At 40.9% G+C, this 20,209-nt stretch carries 16 protein-coding genes and 2 tRNA genes; 16 read left to right on the top strand and 2 right to left on the bottom strand.

Features of this window, described 5'->3' with window-relative positions; translation table 11 throughout:
- Window positions 1-124: 124 nt before the first annotated feature.
- The 9 genes from mfd (at window position 125) to UP17_RS00355 (ending at window position 9,923) form a co-directional block, all read left to right on the top strand.
- Window positions 125-3,661: a transcription-repair coupling factor gene (gene mfd, locus UP17_RS00315; RefSeq protein WP_061440336.1), complete on the top strand. Its 3,537-nt coding sequence runs from the start codon at window positions 125-127 to the stop codon at window positions 3,659-3,661.
- A 190-nt stretch (window positions 3,662-3,851) separates the two neighbouring features.
- On the top strand, window positions 3,852-4,388 hold the full coding sequence (gene spoVT, locus UP17_RS00320; protein ID WP_061144055.1) for a stage V sporulation protein T: 537 nt from the start codon (window positions 3,852-3,854) through the stop codon (window positions 4,386-4,388).
- Window positions 4,389-4,601: 213 nt separating this feature from the next.
- Complete coding sequence (locus UP17_RS00325) at window positions 4,602-6,221, top strand: putative polysaccharide biosynthesis protein (RefSeq protein WP_061440337.1); 1,620 nt, start codon at window positions 4,602-4,604, stop codon at window positions 6,219-6,221.
- Window positions 6,214-7,686 carry a bifunctional methyltransferase/pyrophosphohydrolase YabN gene (gene mazG / locus UP17_RS00330; RefSeq protein ID WP_061440338.1) on the top strand — a complete coding sequence of 491 codons (1,473 nt, stop codon included), beginning with the start codon at window positions 6,214-6,216 and terminating at the stop codon, window positions 7,684-7,686. Before UP17_RS00325 ends, mazG begins: the two co-directional genes overlap by 8 nt.
- Before the next feature lie 23 nt (window positions 7,687-7,709).
- Entirely contained in the window at window positions 7,710-7,973 is a 264-nt protein-coding gene (locus tag UP17_RS00335) for an RNA-binding S4 domain-containing protein (protein ID WP_061465928.1), read from the top strand.
- A gap of 76 nt (window positions 7,974-8,049) precedes the next feature.
- Window positions 8,050-8,358: a sporulation protein YabP gene (yabP, locus tag UP17_RS00340; RefSeq protein WP_053348985.1), complete on the top strand. Its 309-nt coding sequence runs from the start codon at window positions 8,050-8,052 to the stop codon at window positions 8,356-8,358.
- A complete protein-coding gene (gene yabQ, locus UP17_RS00345; RefSeq protein ID WP_061440339.1) occupies window positions 8,355-8,987 on the top strand; it encodes a spore cortex biosynthesis protein YabQ in 633 nt (210 codons plus the stop codon). Before yabP ends, yabQ begins: the two co-directional genes overlap by 4 nt.
- Before the next feature lie 13 nt (window positions 8,988-9,000).
- Window positions 9,001-9,387: an FtsB family cell division protein gene (locus UP17_RS00350; RefSeq protein ID WP_061440340.1), complete on the top strand. Its 387-nt coding sequence runs from the start codon at window positions 9,001-9,003 to the stop codon at window positions 9,385-9,387.
- An 80-nt stretch (window positions 9,388-9,467) separates the two neighbouring features.
- Window positions 9,468-9,923: a S1 domain-containing RNA-binding protein gene (locus UP17_RS00355; protein WP_061440341.1), complete on the top strand. Its 456-nt coding sequence runs from the start codon at window positions 9,468-9,470 to the stop codon at window positions 9,921-9,923.
- 198 nt (window positions 9,924-10,121) lie between these two features.
- On the opposite strand, the gene UP17_RS00360 is transcribed toward UP17_RS00355, so the two are convergent.
- Window positions 10,122-10,193, bottom strand: a tRNA-Glu gene (locus UP17_RS00360).
- Between the two features lie 20 nt (window positions 10,194-10,213).
- Window positions 10,214-10,287 (bottom strand) — tRNA-Met (locus UP17_RS00365).
- 326 nt (window positions 10,288-10,613) lie between these two features.
- Between UP17_RS00365 and spoIIE the strand changes: the two genes are divergently transcribed.
- The 7 genes from spoIIE to UP17_RS00400 all read left to right on the top strand — a co-directional run bounded on the left by spoIIE (window position 10,614) and on the right by UP17_RS00400 (window position 20,188).
- A complete protein-coding gene (spoIIE, locus tag UP17_RS00370; RefSeq protein ID WP_061440342.1) occupies window positions 10,614-13,088 on the top strand; it encodes a stage II sporulation protein E in 2,475 nt (824 codons plus the stop codon).
- 201 nt (window positions 13,089-13,289) lie between these two features.
- The gene (locus UP17_RS00375) at window positions 13,290-14,027 is read left to right on the top strand and encodes a VWA domain-containing protein (RefSeq protein ID WP_061440343.1); all 738 of its coding nucleotides are present in this window, start codon (window positions 13,290-13,292) and stop codon (window positions 14,025-14,027) included.
- Window positions 13,993-14,991: a protein kinase domain-containing protein gene (locus tag UP17_RS00380; RefSeq protein WP_349817584.1), complete on the top strand. Its 999-nt coding sequence runs from the start codon at window positions 13,993-13,995 to the stop codon at window positions 14,989-14,991. Before UP17_RS00375 ends, UP17_RS00380 begins: the two co-directional genes overlap by 35 nt.
- Window positions 14,992-15,082: 91 nt before the next feature.
- Entirely contained in the window at window positions 15,083-16,477 is a 1,395-nt protein-coding gene (tilS, locus tag UP17_RS00385) for a tRNA lysidine(34) synthetase TilS (RefSeq protein WP_061440344.1), read from the top strand.
- 32 nt (window positions 16,478-16,509) lie between these two features.
- A complete protein-coding gene (hpt, locus tag UP17_RS00390; protein WP_061465930.1) occupies window positions 16,510-17,049 on the top strand; it encodes a hypoxanthine phosphoribosyltransferase in 540 nt (179 codons plus the stop codon).
- A gap of 117 nt (window positions 17,050-17,166) precedes the next feature.
- Window positions 17,167-19,227 carry an ATP-dependent zinc metalloprotease FtsH gene (gene ftsH / locus UP17_RS00395; protein ID WP_081108653.1) on the top strand — a complete coding sequence of 687 codons (2,061 nt, stop codon included), beginning with the start codon at window positions 17,167-17,169 and terminating at the stop codon, window positions 19,225-19,227.
- Window positions 19,228-19,408: 181 nt separating this feature from the next.
- On the top strand, window positions 19,409-20,188 hold the full coding sequence (locus UP17_RS00400; protein WP_061440345.1) for a type III pantothenate kinase: 780 nt from the start codon (window positions 19,409-19,411) through the stop codon (window positions 20,186-20,188).
- The last annotated feature ends 21 nt before the right edge of the window (window positions 20,189-20,209 follow it).

Here is a 20,209-nt window from a genome sequence, read left to right on the forward strand (position 1 = left end):
TGGTTTACAAGGGCATATAAAATGAGAAATTACCGTTAATAAAGAGGACGCTTGGTTTTAATGGCCAAGTTTAAATACAAGAGTTTCAAATGGTTTTCGCACGTTATAGAGGGGGGGAAAGAAAATGAATGGATTGCAAAACTTGTTCTCCAAACAAGATGATGTTCATTCGTTAATAGCCGGCATTGATGAAGGGCTTAAGGAACAAATCGTCTCTGGTCTGACAGGTTCCTCGAGATCACTTTTGCTGGCTTCCGTATATGAAAAGACGAATAGGCCGATTTTATTGGTTACCCATAATTTATTGCAAGCACAAAAATTCCATGAAGACTTATCCAGTTTCATTCCCGAGGAAGAATTATATATATATCCAGCCAATGAATTGATTGCGGCTGATTTGAGTGTGGCCAGTCCGGAATTAAGGGCCCAACGTATAGAGGCATTGAATTTTTGGGCGGAGGGGAAGAAAGGGATTGTCATTGCGCCGATTCCCGGGGTCCGTCGTGTGCTTCCTTCAAAGGATATTTGGAAGAGGCATCAGCTTACGTTCAATTTAGGGGAAGACATCGGGCTCGAACCAACGCTTAATAAATTCATTGCTATGGGGTATAACCGGTCTGAAATGGTTGCTTCTCCAGGTGAATTCAGTATCCGGGGCGGTATAATCGATATTTATCCGATCACGGAACCTAATCCAATACGAATTGAATTATTCGATACCGAAATAGATTCAATAAGGACCTTTTCAAGCGAAGATCAGCGATCCATCGAGAAACTCAAGAAAGTGACGATCGGTCCCGTCAGTGAGGCTTTACTAGAGACAGAGCACATCGAAAGAATCATAACAAGGCTTGAGAGCGGATTAAGTAAAAGCTTGAAGAAGCTTAAAGATGAGAAAACCAAGGAACAACTGGTTCAAACGATCAGCTATGAACTTGAGCAGCTGAAAATGGGGAATAAACCAGACCAAATCTTTAAATACTTAAGTTTAGCTTATGAAGATCCAGCTAGTTTAATAGATTATTTACCTGTAAATGGTTTGGTTTTCTTAGATGAAATCAGTCGAATCCAGGAAATCAATGATTCTTTGGAAAAGGAAGAGGCTGGTTGGTACACTGACCTTTTAAGTCAGGGACAGATTATCCATGACATAAAGTTGGCTCATCCCATGCAGGAATTAATAATGAAATCCAGCAGGCCGTTTGTATACCTTTCATTATTTTTACGGCATGTACCGCATACGAATCCTCAGAATATCCTGAATTTTGCCAGTAAACAAATGCAAAATTTCCACGGCCAGATGAATGTGTTCAAAGCTGAACTGGAACGGTGGAAAAAAGGGAAATTTACAGTCGTCATACTTGGACAGGATGATGAACGGGTAAAAAAACTGCATTCGGTTTTAGCCGATTATGATATAGAGGCCGCAGAACTGTTTGATGCGAACAGCATTCTTCCAGGTAAAGTACAGATTTTACGCGGCAGTTTAAATAGCGGCTTTGAATTACCCATGCAGAAATTCTGTATCATTACGGAAACGGAATTGTTTAATAAGAAATCAAAGAAATCGACACGGAGACAGAAACTATCGAATGCGGAGCGAATCAAGAGTTATTCCGAACTTAAGATCGGTGACTATGTCGTTCATGTTAACCATGGTATCGGGAAATATTTAGGGATTGAAACCCTTACGATAAATGGGGTCCATAAAGATTACCTGAATATTCGTTATCAAGCGGATGACAAATTGTATGTTCCTGTTGACCAAATTGATCTTGTCCAAAAATATGTCGGTTCAGAAGGGAAAGAACCGAAGCTTTATAAGCTAGGCGGAACGGAATGGAAACGTGTCAAAAGCAAGGTTCAATCATCAGTTGAAAACATTGCTGATGATTTAATCAAGTTATATGCAGAAAGGGAAGCGGCAAAGGGCTATGCTTTTTCACCTGATGGTGATATGCAGAGAGAGTTCGAAACTTCATTTGCTTATAATGAAACGGAAGATCAATTACGTTCTATAGTCGAAATCAAAAAGGATATGGAACGGGAACGGCCGATGGATCGTTTATTATGCGGCGATGTCGGATATGGGAAGACAGAGGTGGCCATCCGTGCCGCTTTTAAAGCCATTATGGATGGCAAGCAAGTTGCATTTCTTGTTCCGACCACAATCCTCGCCCAGCAGCATTATGAAACATTAAGGGAGCGTTTTCAGGATTATCCCATTTCGATTGGTCTTATGAGCCGTTTCCGGAGTAAAAAACAGCAAACGGAGACGATTAAAGGATTGAAGGCCGGCACGGTGGATATTGTGGTAGGCACGCATAGGATTTTATCCAAAGATATCGTGTACCGCGATTTGGGATTGCTTATCATAGATGAAGAACAGCGCTTTGGCGTTACACATAAGGAGAAGATCAAACGGTTAAAAACAAATGTGGATGTACTGACTTTGACTGCGACGCCGATTCCAAGGACCCTTCATATGTCCATGTTGGGCGTGAGGGACTTGTCCGTTATCGAAACACCTCCTGAGAATCGCTTCCCGATTCAAACCTATGTGATGGAGTATAATGGCTCGTTGGTAACGGAAGCGATAGAACGGGAATTGGCCAGGGATGGCCAGGTTTATTTCCTATACAATCGGGTAGAGGATATAGCAAGAAAAGCAGAAGAAATTTCCATGTTAGTACCAGATGCCCGTGTGACATTTGCTCATGGGCAAATGTCAGAGCAAGAGCTGGAAGCCGTCATGTTTGGCTTTTTAGAGGGTGAATATGATGTTTTGGTAAGTACAACCATTATTGAGACAGGTGTCGATATCCCGAATGTAAATACACTAATAGTGAATGAAGCAGATAGAATGGGACTTTCACAGCTCTATCAGCTACGTGGCCGTGTAGGGCGATCCAATCGGGTGGCATATGCATTCTTTACTTATAGGAAAGATAAAGTATTGACGGAAGTCGCAGAAAAACGTCTCCAATCCATTAAGGAATTTACAGAATTGGGTTCAGGGTTCAAAATTGCGATGCGTGATTTATCCATCAGGGGAGCTGGAAATATTCTAGGGGCTCAACAACACGGCTTCATCGATTCGGTTGGTTTTGATTTGTACTCACAAATGTTGAAAGAAGCGGTGGATGCAAAACGTAATGATCAACCAGTCGAAGAAAAGAACACCCTTGAAATTGACGTTGAAGTGGATGCATATATACCTGATGCCTACATAATGGATGGACATCAGAAAATAGAAATGTATAAAAGGTTCAGGGGCATTACCTCACTTGAAGAAGTGGAAGAATTACAAGATGAAATGCTCGATCGTTTCGGAGAGTATCCCGAAGAAGTCGCCTATTTATTCATGATTGCCGAGATGAAGGTATATGCTGAAAAAGCTGGAATTGAAAGCATTAAACAATTGAAGCAGGAAATCAGCATTCTTATTAGGGAAAAGGTAAGCAGCGATGTGGATGGACAAAAGGTGTTTGAGCTGGGATCGAAGTATGGCCGTATGGTTGGCTTTGGCATGGACGGCAATCGAATGAAGCTGGTCCTGCACATAAAAGGCGTAGAACAAAGCAAATGGCTTAATATTTTATTTGAGATGGCCAAGGGCTTACAGCATGTAAAAAAAGAGACTCAAGCCACAAAGAACTAAAAGTGAATGATTATCCTCTTGAAGAAATGTTTTTTAAGATACCATGGTAAAAGAGTGCAACGAAAAGAAAAATTTTTTCAAAGTGCATAGAACTTACCATTAGAAAAATACTAAGTACAATAGCTGGTGATGATTTTGCTACAAAAAGAGGATTTATCAAATCAATTAGATGAAAGTGAGGCAACATTAGATGAAAGCAACTGGTATCGTTCGCCGAATTGATGATTTAGGAAGAGTCGTCATCCCGAAAGAAATTCGAAGGACCCTCCGTATTCGTGAAGGGGATCCATTGGAAATCTTTGTAGACAGAGACGGAGAAGTCATCTTAAAGAAATATTCTCCTATTAGTGAATTAGGAGATTTTGCAAGAGAATATGCAGAAGCACTTTATGATAGCCTTGGAAACCCAGTTATGATTTGTGACAGGGATACTTACATTGCAGTGGCAGGTGGCTCCAAAAAAGAATACTTAAATAAAAGCGTTAGTGAACTAGTGGAAAAAATCATGGAAGAAAGAAATCCTGTTTTGGAATCTCCGAATGGACAAATTTCCTTCGTTGATTCAAATGACGAAGAGGTCCAATCATATACTGCAGCTCCGATCATTGCGAGTGGCGACCCGATTGGTGCCGTCTTGATTTTCTCTAAAGAAGGTACCATTGGAGAAGTGGAACAGAAATCGGTTGAAACCGCAGCAAGTTTTCTAGCTAGACAAATGGAACAGTAAGTTTGGACATGCCATTATATTTTTAGATGTGGAAAGGGCAGCAATCGCTGCCCTTTTTGCTCTTTATTAAACGGATTGGGGAGGACAATAAAAAGGAGGAGTATTTTCTCTAGATGGATATGGGAATTAATTTACAGTATGGTTACAAATGAAAATTAACGACTTGAATTATGCTATAATAACTACCACATATGAGTGAAAAGGGGAAAAAGAATGGCTGAAAAGCCTTATAAAACTTCAAATGAACTTTTTCGAGGTGCGCTGATCCTGAGCATAGCAGCGATTATCGTTAAAGTTTTGAGCGCGGCATATCGCATACCTTATCAGAACATAGCAGGCGACATCGGGTTTTATATCTATCAGCAGGTATATCCCTTCTACGGTGTGGCTTTTACATTATCAACACTTGGCTTCCCTGTTGTCATATCCAAATTGATCGCAGAGCGGGAGTCTTCAAAAAATGATTTTGCGGTCAAGGACATTTTAGTTACCTCATTCGTCGTCTTAAGCTCGATAGGAATCATGATGTTTGCTGCACTGTTTTTTGGCGCAGATTGGATTGCCGGATGGATGAAGGATCCGAATTTAGCCAGTCTGCTAAGAATCACTGCCTATTCCTATTTATTAATGCCGATTTCATCCGTATTAAGAGGGTATTTTCAAGGAATAAACGACATGATACCTACAGCGAGTTCTCAGGTCGCTGAACAATGTATCCGTGTATTGACGATACTGGTGCTTTCCACAATATTCGTGTATCAGGGCTACTCTCATTATGTGGTCGGTAAGGGGGCGGTTTTCGGTTCGATTACTGGCGGCATAACTGGCCTGGTACTGCTTATTGTTTTCGTAATTTTAAAAGAAGAATGGAAGCTTATTTTACGAATGAATATCAAACCGGTAAATTTCATCAAGATTTCCAAAGTCCTGGTTTTTCAAGGGTTGGCGTTTTGCATAACTGGCTTGATCCTTATCTTGTTTCAGTTTGTTGATTCACTGCACCTGTATTCGCTACTAAGGGATACGGGGATGGGGGAAAAGGAAGCTAAAGAATGGAAAGGGGTATATGATCGTGGACAGCCATTGCTTCAGCTAGGGACAGTCGTGGCTAATTCTTTTGCATTGGCGCTTGTACCTGTAATATCTGGATTTGTTAAGAAGAAAAGTGAACAAGAATTACTCAATAAGATTAAATTGGCGCTGCGTGTAAGTACGACAATTGGACTTGCTGCTGCGATTGGACTGTTAGTAACGATTAAGCCGGTCAATCAAATGCTGTTCACGGATGCCAAAGGAACAATTACTTTAGCAATTTTCTCCTTATCGATTTTATTCACATCCATCATAATGGCAGAAGCGGCAGTGCTTCAAAGTTTAGGTTACTCGTTTGTGCCGGTGATCATTACGATTATAGGGGTGGGTAGCAAGTGGGCTTTGAACCTTGTTCTTGTGCCCCATTACAAAACCGCGGGAGCAGCCTCTGCAACCGTACTTGCATTTATGATCATGACTGCATTATTTTATACGGTATTGAGAGTACATATTAAAAAGACATTAATTGAAAGGAAGTACCTGTTAATAATTTTGAAGAGTACGGTTTACATGGGTACGGCGGTTCTTTTATTCAATGCCTTATTCCAATTGATGTTTCCAGGTGAGAGCCGAATGTTAGCTGCGATCCAAGCGCTGATCGGTGTAGGGATCGGTGCAGCCGTTTTTGTGATGACCGCCCTTCGTGCAGGTTTATTTGGTGAAGAAGAACTTTCACTTATACCTGCTGGATCAAAGCTTAAACGATTTATAATAACGAATAGGAGTATACGAGATGAATGAGATTACGATAATAGGCCTTGGTGCAGGAGATTTAGATCAGCTTCCGCTAGGGATTTATAAAAAATTGACACAAACTGAACAATGCTTCGTCAGAACGATAGATCATCCTGTAATCGGGGATTTGAAAAGGGAAGGCATCATTTTCACGGCATTTGACGAGATATATGAAAAGCACGACCAATTTGAAGCGGTATATGAAGAGATTGCTGAAACACTATTACAGGAGGCTTCAAGCCGTTCCGTTCTTTACGCGGTTCCAGGGCATCCAATGGTTGCGGAAAAAACGGTTCAGCTTTTGCTCGAAAAGGGTCCGTCTCTTGGAATAGCCATTAAGCTAGAAGGCGGTCAAAGTTTTCTTGATCCCTTGTTTCAGGCTGTTCAGATCGATCCGATTGAAGGCTTCCAGCTTTTGGATGGTACAGATCTTTCTCCGGATGATTTGCACATTACCCAGCACATGATAATCGGGCAGGTGTATGATGCTTTCAGCGCGTCCAATGTGAAGTTGACTTTAATGGAAAAGCTTCCGGATGACTACGAGGTATATATCGTCACAGCGGCAGGCAGCAGTCAGGAAAAAGTGACAAAGTGCGCACTGTTCGAACTCGACCGTCAGATGGAGTTAAGTAACTTGACGAGTGTTTATGTCCCGCCTGTTAGAGAAGAAGCGTTACGGTATCGGGAGTTTTCTAAACTGCGGCAGGTCATTGCAGAACTTAGAGGTCCTGGCGGATGCCCTTGGGATAAGAAACAGACTCATGAAAGCTTGAAGAAATATCTAATAGAAGAGGCATACGAGCTTATTGATTCCATAGATGAAGAGGACGATGAGGGCATGGTTGGTGAACTTGGGGATGTACTCCTTCAGGTGATGCTTCATTCTCAAATCGGCGAAGATGAGGGAATGTTCACGGTGGATGATGTGATTGAAGGCATTACTGCAAAAATGATTCGGCGCCACCCTCATGTATTCGGGGATGTTGAGGTGAATGGCGAGGAAGATGTATTAGTGAACTGGCAGAAAATCAAAGAAGATGAGAAAGGGAGCGAAACAAAGGCTTCAATTTCCATTCTGGATGGTATTGAGAAATCGCTGCCAAACTTAATTCGGGCAGAAGAGTACCAAAAAAGGGCTGCGAAGGTTGGATTTGATTGGGATGAGGTTTCCGAAGCGTGGAAAAAGGTTATAGAAGAAGTGCAGGAATTAGAAGAGGAAATATTTAGCCCGAATCGGGATGTCGAAAGAATTAAATCAGAGCTGGGCGACCTCTTTTTTGCGCTTGTCAACATTTCACGTTATTATGACATACAAGCAGAAGAAGCCGTCTACAAAGCAAACCAGAAATTTCACCAGCGTTTTACATATATAGAAGAGAGCATTCAAAGGGCAGACAAAAAGTTTGAGGATTATACATTAGAAGAACTGGATTCATATTGGAATGAGGCAAAAGCTAAAGGACTTTAATTAAGGGAGAGATTTGAATGTCGATGAGATTGGATAAATTCCTAAAAGTTTCAAGGTTGATCAAACGCCGCACACTTGCGAAGGAAGTTGCGGATAAAGGAAGAATCACGATTAACGGACAACAGGCAAAAGCAAGTTCGAGTGTTAAAGATGGTGATGAATTAACTGTACGATTCGGTCAAAAGCTGGTTACTGTGCGAGTCGATAAAATTCAAGAAACGACGAAAAAGGAAGCGGCTGCAGATATGTATTCCATCATAAAGGAAGAGAAGCTAGCAGAGGAGTAAGGACAGGCTTGGTTCTAATTCCCTTCTTACGGACATACACTTGTACAAAATCAGTGGTACTGTGAGGGATGAAAAAATGAGCCAATATATTGATCCGAATGCTGGTTACACAAAGGGAACGATCCAAGAGCATGATGTAACGATGAAAGGCCGCCGTTTACTTGATATTACCGGTGTCAAACAAGTGGAAAGCTTTGATAATGAAGAGTTTTTGCTAGAAACATCAATGGGATTCTTATCTATCCGGGGCCAAAACTTGCAAATGAAGAATTTAGACGTTGATAAAGGCATCGTTTCCATTAAGGGAAAGATTTTCGACCTCGTTTATTTAGATGAGCAATCAGGGGAGAAGGCTAAAGGCTTCTTTGGCAAATTGTTCAAATGACCTTAACGACCCAATTTTATACGTTGCTTGCGATGATAGGCATGGGCAGTGCCTTTGGGGCTGCCCTGGATACGTATAGCCGGTTCCTGAAGCGTCCAGAAAGGAAAAGGTGGATTGTATTCATCCATGATTTCCTTTTCTGGATCATTCAGGGTCTCCTTATTTTTTATGTTTTGTTTTTAGTGAATGAGGGAGAATTTCGCCTCTATTTATTTTTGGCCTTATTATGCGGTTTTTCAGCTTATCAAGCACTTTTCAAAGGGTTCTATCAACGTTTTTTAGAGCTTTTGATAATACTGGTGATAAAGTTGGCGAGATTTATAACTGATGCGGTTCAAATGCTGATATTTCTTCCGATAAAATGGTTAATAGTATCTGTAATAGCCATTATTATCGGGATAGGTAAGTTCGTTTTAGCATTACTAAAATGGGCGGGGAAAATACTTCTCTTTATTTTAAATATTTTCTGGAGGCCATTAAAATGGATTCTGACCTATATATGGAATTTATTGCCGGTTTTTGTTACGAAAAACGTCGGGAAGTTTTATAATAAAGGAAAAGGGATTTTATTGAAAATAAAGAATTCTATAAATAGAACGCTAAATAGATGGAGAACTAAAAAGAAATGAGGAGCGATAATACATGAGTAGCCTTGGTAAAAGGAAAGTGGCAAAAATAGAAAATCCCTACGTCGCTCAACAAGAGAAAAAAGTACAAACAGTAGAAAAAAAGAAGCGTGGTCTAATGCGTAGATTGACACTTTACTCCGTTTTCGCCGCTGTCTTTTTGATTTTGGCTGTTCCCACCCTTCTAACGCAAAATGTTGCACTTGATGAGAAAATTCAACAGAAGAAAGAATTGAAGGGTAAGTTAGCTAAATTGGAAAAGGACGAGACCCTTCTTAAAGAAGAAATCGTAAAGCTTAATGACGATGACTATATAGCGAAAATAGCCAGACGGGATTATTTCTTATCTGAAAAAGGTGAAATCATTTTTACCCTTCCAAAAGGGAAGGAAGATAGTGACTAATATTGACACTGTTTTTTTACTTTCGTTATAATATAGAGTGAAGAGATTTTTTAACATTTCTAAGGAGGAACATTTTTTTTATGTCAATCGAAGTAGGCAGCAAGTTACAAGGTAAAGTAACAGGCATAACTAATTTTGGTGCATTTGTAGAGCTCCCTCAAGGTTCAACCGGTCTTGTCCATATCAGTGAAGTGGCTGATAACTATGTCAAAGATATTAATGATCATTTAAAAGTGGGCGATACAGTCGAGGTGAAAGTCATCAATGTGAAAGATGGCAAGATTGGCTTGTCCATAAAAAAAGCGATAGACCGTCCTGAAGCTGAGCAAAAACCTGCATACACACCACGTCCGCGCCAAGGAAGAGGGAATGACAGCCGTTCCAAAGACTTCCGCTCAAAAGGTAACAGTTTCCAACCCAAGGAAAACTTTGAGCAAAAAATGGCTAAATTCTTAAAAGATAGTGAAGACCGCTTAACGACCCTTAAACGTAGCACCGAAACGAAACGGGGAGGTCGAGGAGGAAGACGCGGATAAAAACTGCTGCTGAAAATAATAGTTTAGCTACTTTTCCTGTGAAATTATTCATAGTGTAGATAAAGGCAAGCTTGCTGGCTTGTCTTCTTTTAATTATATAAGGCTTTACTTATGGTAATAAAACCTTCAAACGACAATAAAAAGCGCCTCTGTACACTTATTCGGATAAGTGTACAGAGGCGCTTTCGGTGTATATGATGACCCGTACGGGATTCGAACCCGTGTTACCGCCGTGAAAGGGCGGTGTCTTAACCGCTTGACCAACGGGCCGTGATTTTAATAGAAAAAGATAGCGGCAGAGGGGATCGAACCCCCGACCTCACGGGTATGAACCGTACGCTCTAGCCAGCTGAGCTACGCCGCCATAATGGTAAGTGCTACTGAAGCACAAGTTATATCTTACATTCGTGAAGGGAAAATGTCAACAAAAAAATAAAGTTTGTCGGTTTCCATTTCCTTATTATTTATTCGTGTTATTTTCCACAAAAATAACCTAAAAACTTTGCTTTTCTTCAAAAAAAAAAGAACGCCTGTTTCTGTATTGAAAAAAAAGGTACAAAAACCTGTATACAAATGATTGTTCAAGAAGAATTTCGTCGAACGTTTTTCTTATCCGCTTATAAAATTCTGACAAAAAAATAAACAAGCCCTCTTTATAATAAAAATCACTAATATGAATGGGGTGTTGAAATGGAAAAAGTGGAAAGACCTATGATGGAACCTCTTGGTGATGTTCAGTTAAAGGAAGCAAAGGCAGGGGCCATCAACTGGATCCAACAACTGCAAACGAAGACGGAAGATATATTCATAAAGAAAGGTATCTCTTTAGCCATTATCGGTTTTTTATTAGGACGGGCATTAATTCTTTCTCAGTTGGCACCATTTGGACTTCCGTTTTTTGCAGCAGTTTTTCTTATGAGGCGTGACAGGGCTCCACTAGCTTTATTCGGATTGATTGCAGGCGGGCTCACCGTTCACTATTCCAATAGTTTGGTCATCTTTGCATCGGCGTTCCTGCTTCTGTTATTTCATAAGATCAAGAAGCCCGCCGTTGAAGGGCAATTCAAAACGATGTCGATGTACGTCTTTGCTTCACTATTCCTGGTCAACCTGGCCGAGCAATATCTGGTATTTCGAACGATTCAGCTGTACGACTTAATGATGATAGGAGTGGAAGCGGGACTCGCCATGATTTTAACCTTAATCTTCATACAGTCCATCCCGCTGCTAACCATACGGACAAAGTCCCAATCATTAAAGACGGAGGAAATCGTAAGCCTCATCATCTTACTGGCTTCGGTAATGACTGGAACCATAGGCTGGATGATATACGATTTATCACTCGACCATATATTCTCACGATATCTGGTCCTCCTCTTTGGGCTGGCGGGAGGGGCCGCCATAGGCTCCACTGTAGGTGTAGTTACTGGATTGATATTCAGTTTGGCAAGTATTGCCAGTCTTTATCAAATGAGCCTTCTCGCTTTTTCCGGACTTCTGGGCGGGTTGTTGAAGGAGGGAAGGAAGATAGGGGTCGCCGTAGGCCTCTTAATTGCTACGTTACTGATAGGTTTATATGGTGAGGGCACCAATAATATTATGGTGACCCTTTATGAATCACTTGTAGCTGTGGCTTTATTTATATTAACACCGTCATCCATAATCAACAAAATAGCGAAACACATACCGGGAACAGTCGAGAATTCTGATGAACAGCAGCAGTATGCCCGGAAAGTGAGGGATGTTACGGCTCAAAGGGTGGAGCAATTCTCACATGTATTTGAGGCGCTTTCAAATAGCTTTTCCCAAGTGGATGAAAGGGGGAGATTGGAGGAAGATGAGAAAGAATTCGATTACTTCTTGAGTAATGTAACGGAAAAGACGTGCCAGCTCTGTTTTAAAAAGGAACAATGCTGGTCCAAGAACTTCAATACAACCTATGACGGTATGCAGGAAATTATGATTCAATTAAGTGAAAATGATGGACAGCTCCCTCAAAAGACTTCGAAAGAATGGGGGAAATATTGCAGCCGCGGACCACAGGTCATTGGGGCGATATCACAGGAACTTACTTATTTTGAAGCAAACCAAAAGTTAAAAAGGCAGGTGAAAGAAAGCCGGAAACTAGTGGCGGATCAGCTGAGGGGCGTTTCTGCAGTAATGGATGATTTTGCGAAAGAAATTCAAAGGGAAAGGAAAAATCATCATGTACATGAAGAATCCATCATGGAGGCCATCCAGGATTTTGGCCTCCATATAGGCCATGTTGAAATATACAGTCTAGAACAAGGAAATGTTGATATAGAAATGAGTGTCCCATACTGCCAGGGCAGAGGGGAATGTGAAAAGTTGATAGCCCCTATGCTTTCGGACATTCTAGGGGAAACGATAGTCGTTCATTCAGAAGAGTGTGCAACATATCCAAACGGGCAATGTGAGGTGATATTTAGGTCAGCAAAAAAATTCACGGTCGAAACGGGTGTAGCTCATGCTGCAAAGGGGGGAGGGCTTGTTTCAGGAGATAGTTATACGACCATGGAAATTGGTTGCGGTAAATTCGCAATAGCCATTAGTGATGGTATGGGAAATGGGGAAAGGGCCCATTTTGAAAGTACAGAGACATTAAAGCTGCTTCAAAAATTTTTACAATCGGGAATAGAAGAAAAAATAGCCATTAAATCCGTAAACTCCGTATTATCTCTACGCACTACCGATGAAATATTTTCAACTCTTGATTTGGCAATGATTGATCTTCAGGACGCAAAGGCTAAGTTTTTAAAAATCTGTTCGATACCGAGTTTCATTAAAAGGGGTGATAGGATAATAAAAATTGAGTCGAGTAACCTGCCTATGGGAATCATCCAGGATTTCGATGTTGATGTTGTTTCAGAAGAGCTGAAGGCAGGGGATATATTAATCATGATGAGCGATGGAGTGTTCGATGGTCCCTCCCATGTCGAAAATATCGAGTTCTGGCTTAAACGAAAGATCAAGGAAATGGAGACAGAAGATCCGCAGGAAATTTCGGATTTAATATTGGAAGAGGTCATCCGAACAAAAGGGATAATAGATGATGATATGACAGTGGTAACGTCCAAAATTAAACATAATACACCGAAATGGGCATCCATTCCCGTTTCTCCAAAACGTAAAAAGGCCCAGTAGGGGCCGTTCATATATATAAAATAAATAAAACTAAAAACGAGGTGGTGTGTTGGTAGACGGGTAAAAGGTAAAAAGGTGGACTTTAGAAAAATTTAATGAATCCACTCCATGAATGTGAATTGATTGCGTAAGCCTTTGGCGTATAATTTCCCCCTTTTTAGTCAATTATGGTAACAGATTGAAAGGAAGGGAGAGCAAAACATGAAAGCAGGAACATTAAGGCAGATTTTGCTTATAACCGACGGATGTTCAAATCATGGTGAGGAGCCCTCTGCCATGGCTGAATTAGCAAGGGAGCAAGGCATAACCATCAATGTAATAGGTGTAATGGAGAATGATGTGATAGATGAAAAGGGACTTAAGGAAATCGAGAAAATTGCTGGTTCAGGAGGTGGCGTAAGTCAAATAGTCTATGCCCAGCAGTTGTCCCAAACCGTCCAAATGGTGACCCAAAAGGCGATGACCCAAACTATACAGGGAGTTATCAATCGTGAACTTCAACAAATACTGGGAGATTCAAGAACGATGGAGGATCTTCCGCCGGAAAAACGTGGAGAGGTAATGGAGGTGGTCGATGAGCTTGGGGAAACAAGCAAGCTCGAAGTACTGATACTTGTTGATACTAGTGCAAGCATGAAACATAAATTGCCTAGTGTAAAAGATTCCTTATTAGATCTTTCCCTTAGTATGAATGCAAGAATGGGTGACAGCCGTTTTTCAGTATTCGTATTTCCTGGGAAAAGAAATGATGTGGAAAAGTTGTTGGATTGGACGCCGAACCTTGAAGCCTTGACGGCAACTTTTCCTAAGCTTAGTACAGGGGGACTTACTCCGACAGGTCCAGCCATTCGTGAAGCTCTAACATATTTCAATAAAAAACGTTCATTGAGGGGATTGTTATCACATGATGATGAACAATACTTTGAGGAATCAATGTAACCTCCTCCCTGGCGGTTTGGTCACTGGAAAATGGAATAAAAACGAGTACAAAATAATTAAGGAATTGGGGTGTGGAGCGAACGGGATCGTCTACTTGGTTGAAAGTGAAAATCGTCATTATGCTTTAAAGCTCAGTGATAATGGGACGTCCATTATTTCGGAGATGAATATCCTAAAATCCTTCTCAAAGGTCCAGGGGTCTACCCTTGGACCTTCCTTTTTGGAAGCGGACGATTTCATCAAAGCAGGAAAGCAGCTCCCGTTTTATGTCATGGAATATATCCATGGACACGATTTTTTGCGTTTCATTGAAAAGAAAGGGCCATCGTGGATCGGGGTCTTAATGCTTCAGCTTTTAACCAGTTTATCTGCCCTGCATACAAATGGCTGGGTGTTTGGGGATTTAAAACCTGAGAATTTGATAGTGACTTCACCAGCCTACAAAGTGCGGTGTGTCGATGTAGGCGGAACCACCTTGATTGGCCGATCTGTTAAAGAATTCACCGAGTTCTTCGACAGAGGTTACTGGGGACTTGGATCAAGAAAGGCTGATCCGCAATATGACTTGTTCGCTGTGGCGATGATTATCATCAATTCTTCCTACCCTAAACGTTTCCACAAGAACGGGGAGGGGTATAAACAGCTTAACGACTTGATTAAACAGAGAAAGGAATTGCACCCATATAGAAAGATGTTGGATAAAGCACTCCGTGGGCAGTATGATTCAGCCCTTCAAATGCAAGAGGATTTAGTCACTGTGTTAAGTAAGCAAAATCATTTGAACAAAAAGGGACCCGGCCAGACAGCGACGAGGCAGCCTTCAACAAAGCAACCTGCAACAAGGCAAGCCAGAAGGTCCCAAAACCATTCCAAAAATAAGAGGGGAGGTTTTTTTGAAACCTTTTTACTGGTAGCCATAATATCGATGCTCTATGTTCTTTACATATATGAACAGTTGTTATGATATAGTTAATGGATGAATGCATGGAATAATTGAAACCATTTCATGTTTGAATCGTATAAACTAATACCTGTCCATAAAGAAGGAAGATTGTATGTTAAAGGAAAAAGTTCTGAATACCATTTATAGAAACGAATTGATTCAGGAAAACTCGAAGTTGCTCATAGGGGTTTCAGGGGGACCGGACTCGTTGGTGCTTCTCCATATCCTTAAGGAAATTCAATCACTTTTTCATTATGAGATTATTGTTGCAAGTGTTGACCATATGTTTCGTGGTGAGGAATCATATGAAGATTATAAATATGTCGAGCATATATGTGAACAGTGGGGCATCGCATTTGAAGGAAAAAGGATTGATGTTCCTGCCCGGATGGAACAGACGGGGGAAAGCTCACAAATAACGTCAAGAAAGGCACGCTTTGCTTTCTATGAAGAAATGATGGATAAGCATCAAGCCTCCGCTCTTGTCCTGGGACATCATGGAGATGATCAAATCGAAACGATGCTCATGCGTTTAACAAGAGGGGCGACAGGTAAAGCAAGAGCAGGCATTCCTATAAAAAGGCGTTTTCACACGGGTCATTTGATCAGGCCATTTCTTGAAATCACGAAAGGCCAAATTATTGAATATGCGGGCCAGCATAATATTGAACCAAGGTTTGATCCGAGCAATGAAAAAGATGACTATGTAAGAAATCGATTTAGACATGAAGTTCTTCCATTTTTAAAGAAAGAAAATAGAAAGGTTCATGAGCATTTTCAACGATTCAGTGAAGAACTTTATGAAGATGAAGAGTTTTTTCAGAACCTGGTTTCAAGCAAAATGACCGAGGTTTGGATCCATCAGGATAAGGATCTAGCGGTTATTCAGATTGATAAGGTTCTCGCGATGCCTAAACCTTTACAAAGAAGAGCGATTCAACTAATATTAAATTATCTTTATTTGGAGAGACCTTCATCGCTTTCGGCATTACATATTGATCAACTTTTAGTTTTGTTTTTAAATCCTCAACCATCTGCAGAATTGCATCTTCCGGAGGGCCTTATTGCTGAAAAATCATATCAAACTTGCACTTTTAGATTTTTTCGGCAAAAAAGCCATAAATATTCCCTTAAATTACAAATTCCCGGTGAGACTATTCTTCCGAATGGATACAAGATTAAAGCGCACTATATAAAAGAAGAAATTCCAGTTCTTAAAGGAAATCATTCTTTTATACTTCCCGAATCAGCTGTGAAGTTTCCGCTTACAGTCCGAACCAGGAATGAAGGCGAACGGATGGCAGTCAAGGGATTAGGTGGAACTAAAAAGTTGAAGGATATTTTTATTAATGAGAAGATCCCGATGCTAGAAAGAAATGTGTGGCCGGTCATCATCGATCAAGCTGGAACGGCCATTTGGCTTCCTGGTTTAAAGAAATCGAATGTTGAGCCGGATATAATTTCTGATGAAAAATCTTTAATCTACTTAGAATATAAAAAAGCTTAATTCTTCATGGGGGGCAATTAATTACTATGACCATGCAAAACGACATTGAAAAAGTGTTAATAACTGAGGAAGAACTACAAAAAAAAATCAGGGAATTGGGTGCGCAGCTTGAAGCTGATTACCAAGGTAAGTTCCCGCTGGCTATCGGAGTGCTGAAAGGCGCCATGCCATTTATGTCAGATTTACTGAAACGCGTGGATACACATCTTGAAATGGACTTTATGGATGTTTCAAGCTATGGTAGCTCTACTGTATCTTCCGGTGAAGTGAAAATCATCAAAGATCTTAATACATCCGTTGAAGGCCGGGATATTTTAATCATCGAAGATATTATCGATAGCGGCTTAACCCTTAGCTATCTTGCGGAACTTTTCCGTTATAGAAAAGCAAAATCAATTAAAATCGTTACCCTATTGGATAAACCAACAGGCAGGAAAGCCGATATCACTCCTGACTATGCCGGATTTATCGTTCCTGATGCATTTGTTGTCGGATATGGTCTTGATTTTGCAGAAAAGTATCGTAATCTCCCGTATATTGGCATATTGAAGCCTGAAATTTACTCGAATTAATCGTTCCTGTTCGAAAGAGAAGACCAGATAAAAACAGCGGTGTTAAATTATTGTAATTCATTAATTTTGTATGATAGTATTTACTATAGTTTGTTTACCCGTGGGAGGAGGTAAGGGATGAATCGGATCTTCCGTAATACCATATTTTATTTACTGATCTTTTTGGTCATCATTGGGATTGTAAGCATCTTTAATAATAACAATGAACCAACAGAGAAAATGACCCAAGATGAATTCTATAAACATTTGGAGAGTGGGGACGTTACAGCACTAACGATGCAGCCCGAAAGCAGTGTGTTTGAAATCACAGGGAAGCTCAAAGGTTATGAGGAAAACAAATACTTTGTGACGTACGTACCTTTCAGTGAATATTCGCAGAGTCGAATTAATGATGCCGTAACTAAGTTGGGTAAAGACATCATCACTGTTGAACCTCCAGAAAAGACAAGTGGCTGGGTGACATTTTTCACTTCAATCATTCCATTTGTAATCATTTTTATCCTCTTCTTCTTTTTACTTAACCAAGCTCAAGGTGGCGGTGGTGGCCGTGTCATGAACTTCGGGAAAAGTAAGGCGAAATTGTATAATGATGATAAGAAAAAAGTACGCTTCAATGATGTTGCCGGAGCGGACGAAGAAAAGCAGGAACTTGTCGAGGTCGTTGAATTCTTAAAAGATCCTCGCAAATATGCCGAGCTTGGAGCCCGTATTCCTAAAGGGGTACTTTTAGTCGGGCCTCCTGGTACAGGTAAAACTTTACTTGCACGGGCAGTAGCTGGTGAAGCCGGTACTCCTTTCTTCTCGATCAGTGGTTCTGATTTTGTTGAAATGTTTGTAGGTGTCGGTGCATCCCGTGTTCGTGATTTGTTTGAAAATGCTAAGAAGAATGCACCATGTATCATCTTTATCGATGAAATTGATGCAGTCGGTCGTCAACGTGGCGCAGGTCTAGGTGGCGGTCACGATGAACGTGAACAAACACTGAACCAACTACTTGTAGAAATGGATGGTTTCGGTGGGAATGAAGGAATCATTATCATCGCTGCGACTAACCGTGCTGATGTATTGGATCCGGCATTATTGCGTCCAGGACGTTTTGACCGTCAAATTACGGTTGGCCGCCCAGATGTTAAAGGCCGTGAAGAAGTATTGAAAGTGCATGCACGTAATAAACCTTTAGCTGAAACGGTTGATTTGAAAGCGATCGCTCAGCGTACACCAGGATTTTCTGGTGCAGATCTTGAAAACTTACTGAATGAAGCGGCGCTTGTCGCTGCCCGTCAAGATAAGAAGAAGATCGACATGTCCGATTTGGATGAAGCTTCGGATCGCGTTATTGCGGGACCTGCTAAGAAAAATCGTGTCATTTCCAAAAAGGAACGGAATATTGTAGCATGGCATGAAGCGGGGCATACCATTATTGGATTGGTTCTCGATGATGCCGAAGTCGTTCATAAAGTTACGATTGTCCCTCGTGGTCAAGCTGGCGGATATGCAGTTATGCTGCCGAAAGAAGATCGTTTCTTCATGACGGAGCCTGAACTGAAAGATAAAATCGTAGGACTTTTGGGTGGCCGAGTATCCGAAGAAGTTACATTCGGAGAAGTGAGTACCGGAGCGCATAATGACTTCCAGCGTGCAACTGGCATAGCTCGAAGCATGGTTATGGAATATGGTATGAGTAAGCTCGGACCTCTTCAATTCGGTAATTCTCAAGGTCAGGTCTTCCTAGGCCGCGATTTTAACAATGATCAAAATTACTCAGATGCAATAGCATATGAAATTGATCTTGAAATTCAACGCATCATCAGGGAAGCTTACGAAAGATGTAAGACGATTCTTACTGAAAATCGTGAAAAACTTGATTTGGTTGCAAAAACCTTGCTTGAAGTGGAAACACTTGATGCTGAACAAATCAAAAGTTTATTCCATAACGGTAAGTTGCCAGAACGGGATTATACCGCTTTGAATGGGAATTTGACTACTGATGAGAATGTCAAGGTGAACATCAATACGAAGAAGGAAGAAAAAGAGGCCCTATTAGATCCATTGGATAAGAGAGGACCTGAGGACCTTGAAATAACGGAGGAAGGATTGAATACTCCTCCAATCAAAGAAGGCACACCTCAAGATCAGCCGCTTTCCTTCCCGAACGAAGATGACAATAAAAAGTCTTAAGTTGACTATAAGAAAAGGGTATTTCCGCCTCGGAAATACCCTTTTCTAACTCTTAAAATGACTTTGGGGACGTAAGAAAAAGATGCTGGGATTTTTTTACCTTACGAAAAGCGCGACTAATAGCGTGGGAAATAACAGTGTGGTATGATGTTGGAGAATAATTTACCGGAGTGATGAAACGATGATTTTTGTATTGGATGTTGGGAATACGAATACTGTATTAGGCGTATACGATGAAGATATTTTAAAATATCATTGGCGAATTGAGACTAGCCGTCATAAAACAGAAGATGAGTATGGAATGGTCATAAAGTCTTTACTGCAACATGAGGGTCTTTCGTTTGATCAGTTTGATGGAATCATTATTTCTTCGGTAGTTCCGCCGATTATGTTTGCGCTTGAACGTATGTGTAAAAAATACTTTGGCATTAAGCCGCTTATAGTGGGGCCTGGAATAAAAACTGGATTGAATATTAAATACGAAAATCCCCGTGAGGTGGGAGCGGACCGGATCGTTAATGCTGTTGCAGGCATTCAGGAATATGGAAGCCCTCTCATTATCGTGGATTTTGGCACGGCAACGACATATTGCTACATAAATGAGGATAAACAATACATGGGCGGAGCCATTGCTCCGGGCATAAATATTTCTACAGAAGCACTTTATTCAAAAGCGGCCAAACTTCCAAGGATAGAAATCAGCCGACCTGAAGGAATCATTGGCAAAAATACGGTATCCGCCATGCAGGCTGGTATTTTGTTTGGGTATGTTGGACAGGTTGAAGGAATCGTTAATCGAATAAAGGCGCAAAGTAATCTAGAGCCAACGGTAATAGCGACAGGCGGACTGGCTACCTTAATTGCTAATGAGTCTACTGTGATTGACGTTGTTGAGCCATTTTTAACTTTAAAGGGATTGCAGCTGATTTATAAACGAAATCGTGAACAAGTGAAGAAGTAATTATACAGCATGGAAGGAGCA

This window comes from Peribacillus simplex, assembly GCF_001578185.1.
Lineage (GTDB): Bacteria > Bacillota > Bacilli > Bacillales > DSM-1321 > Peribacillus > Peribacillus simplex_A.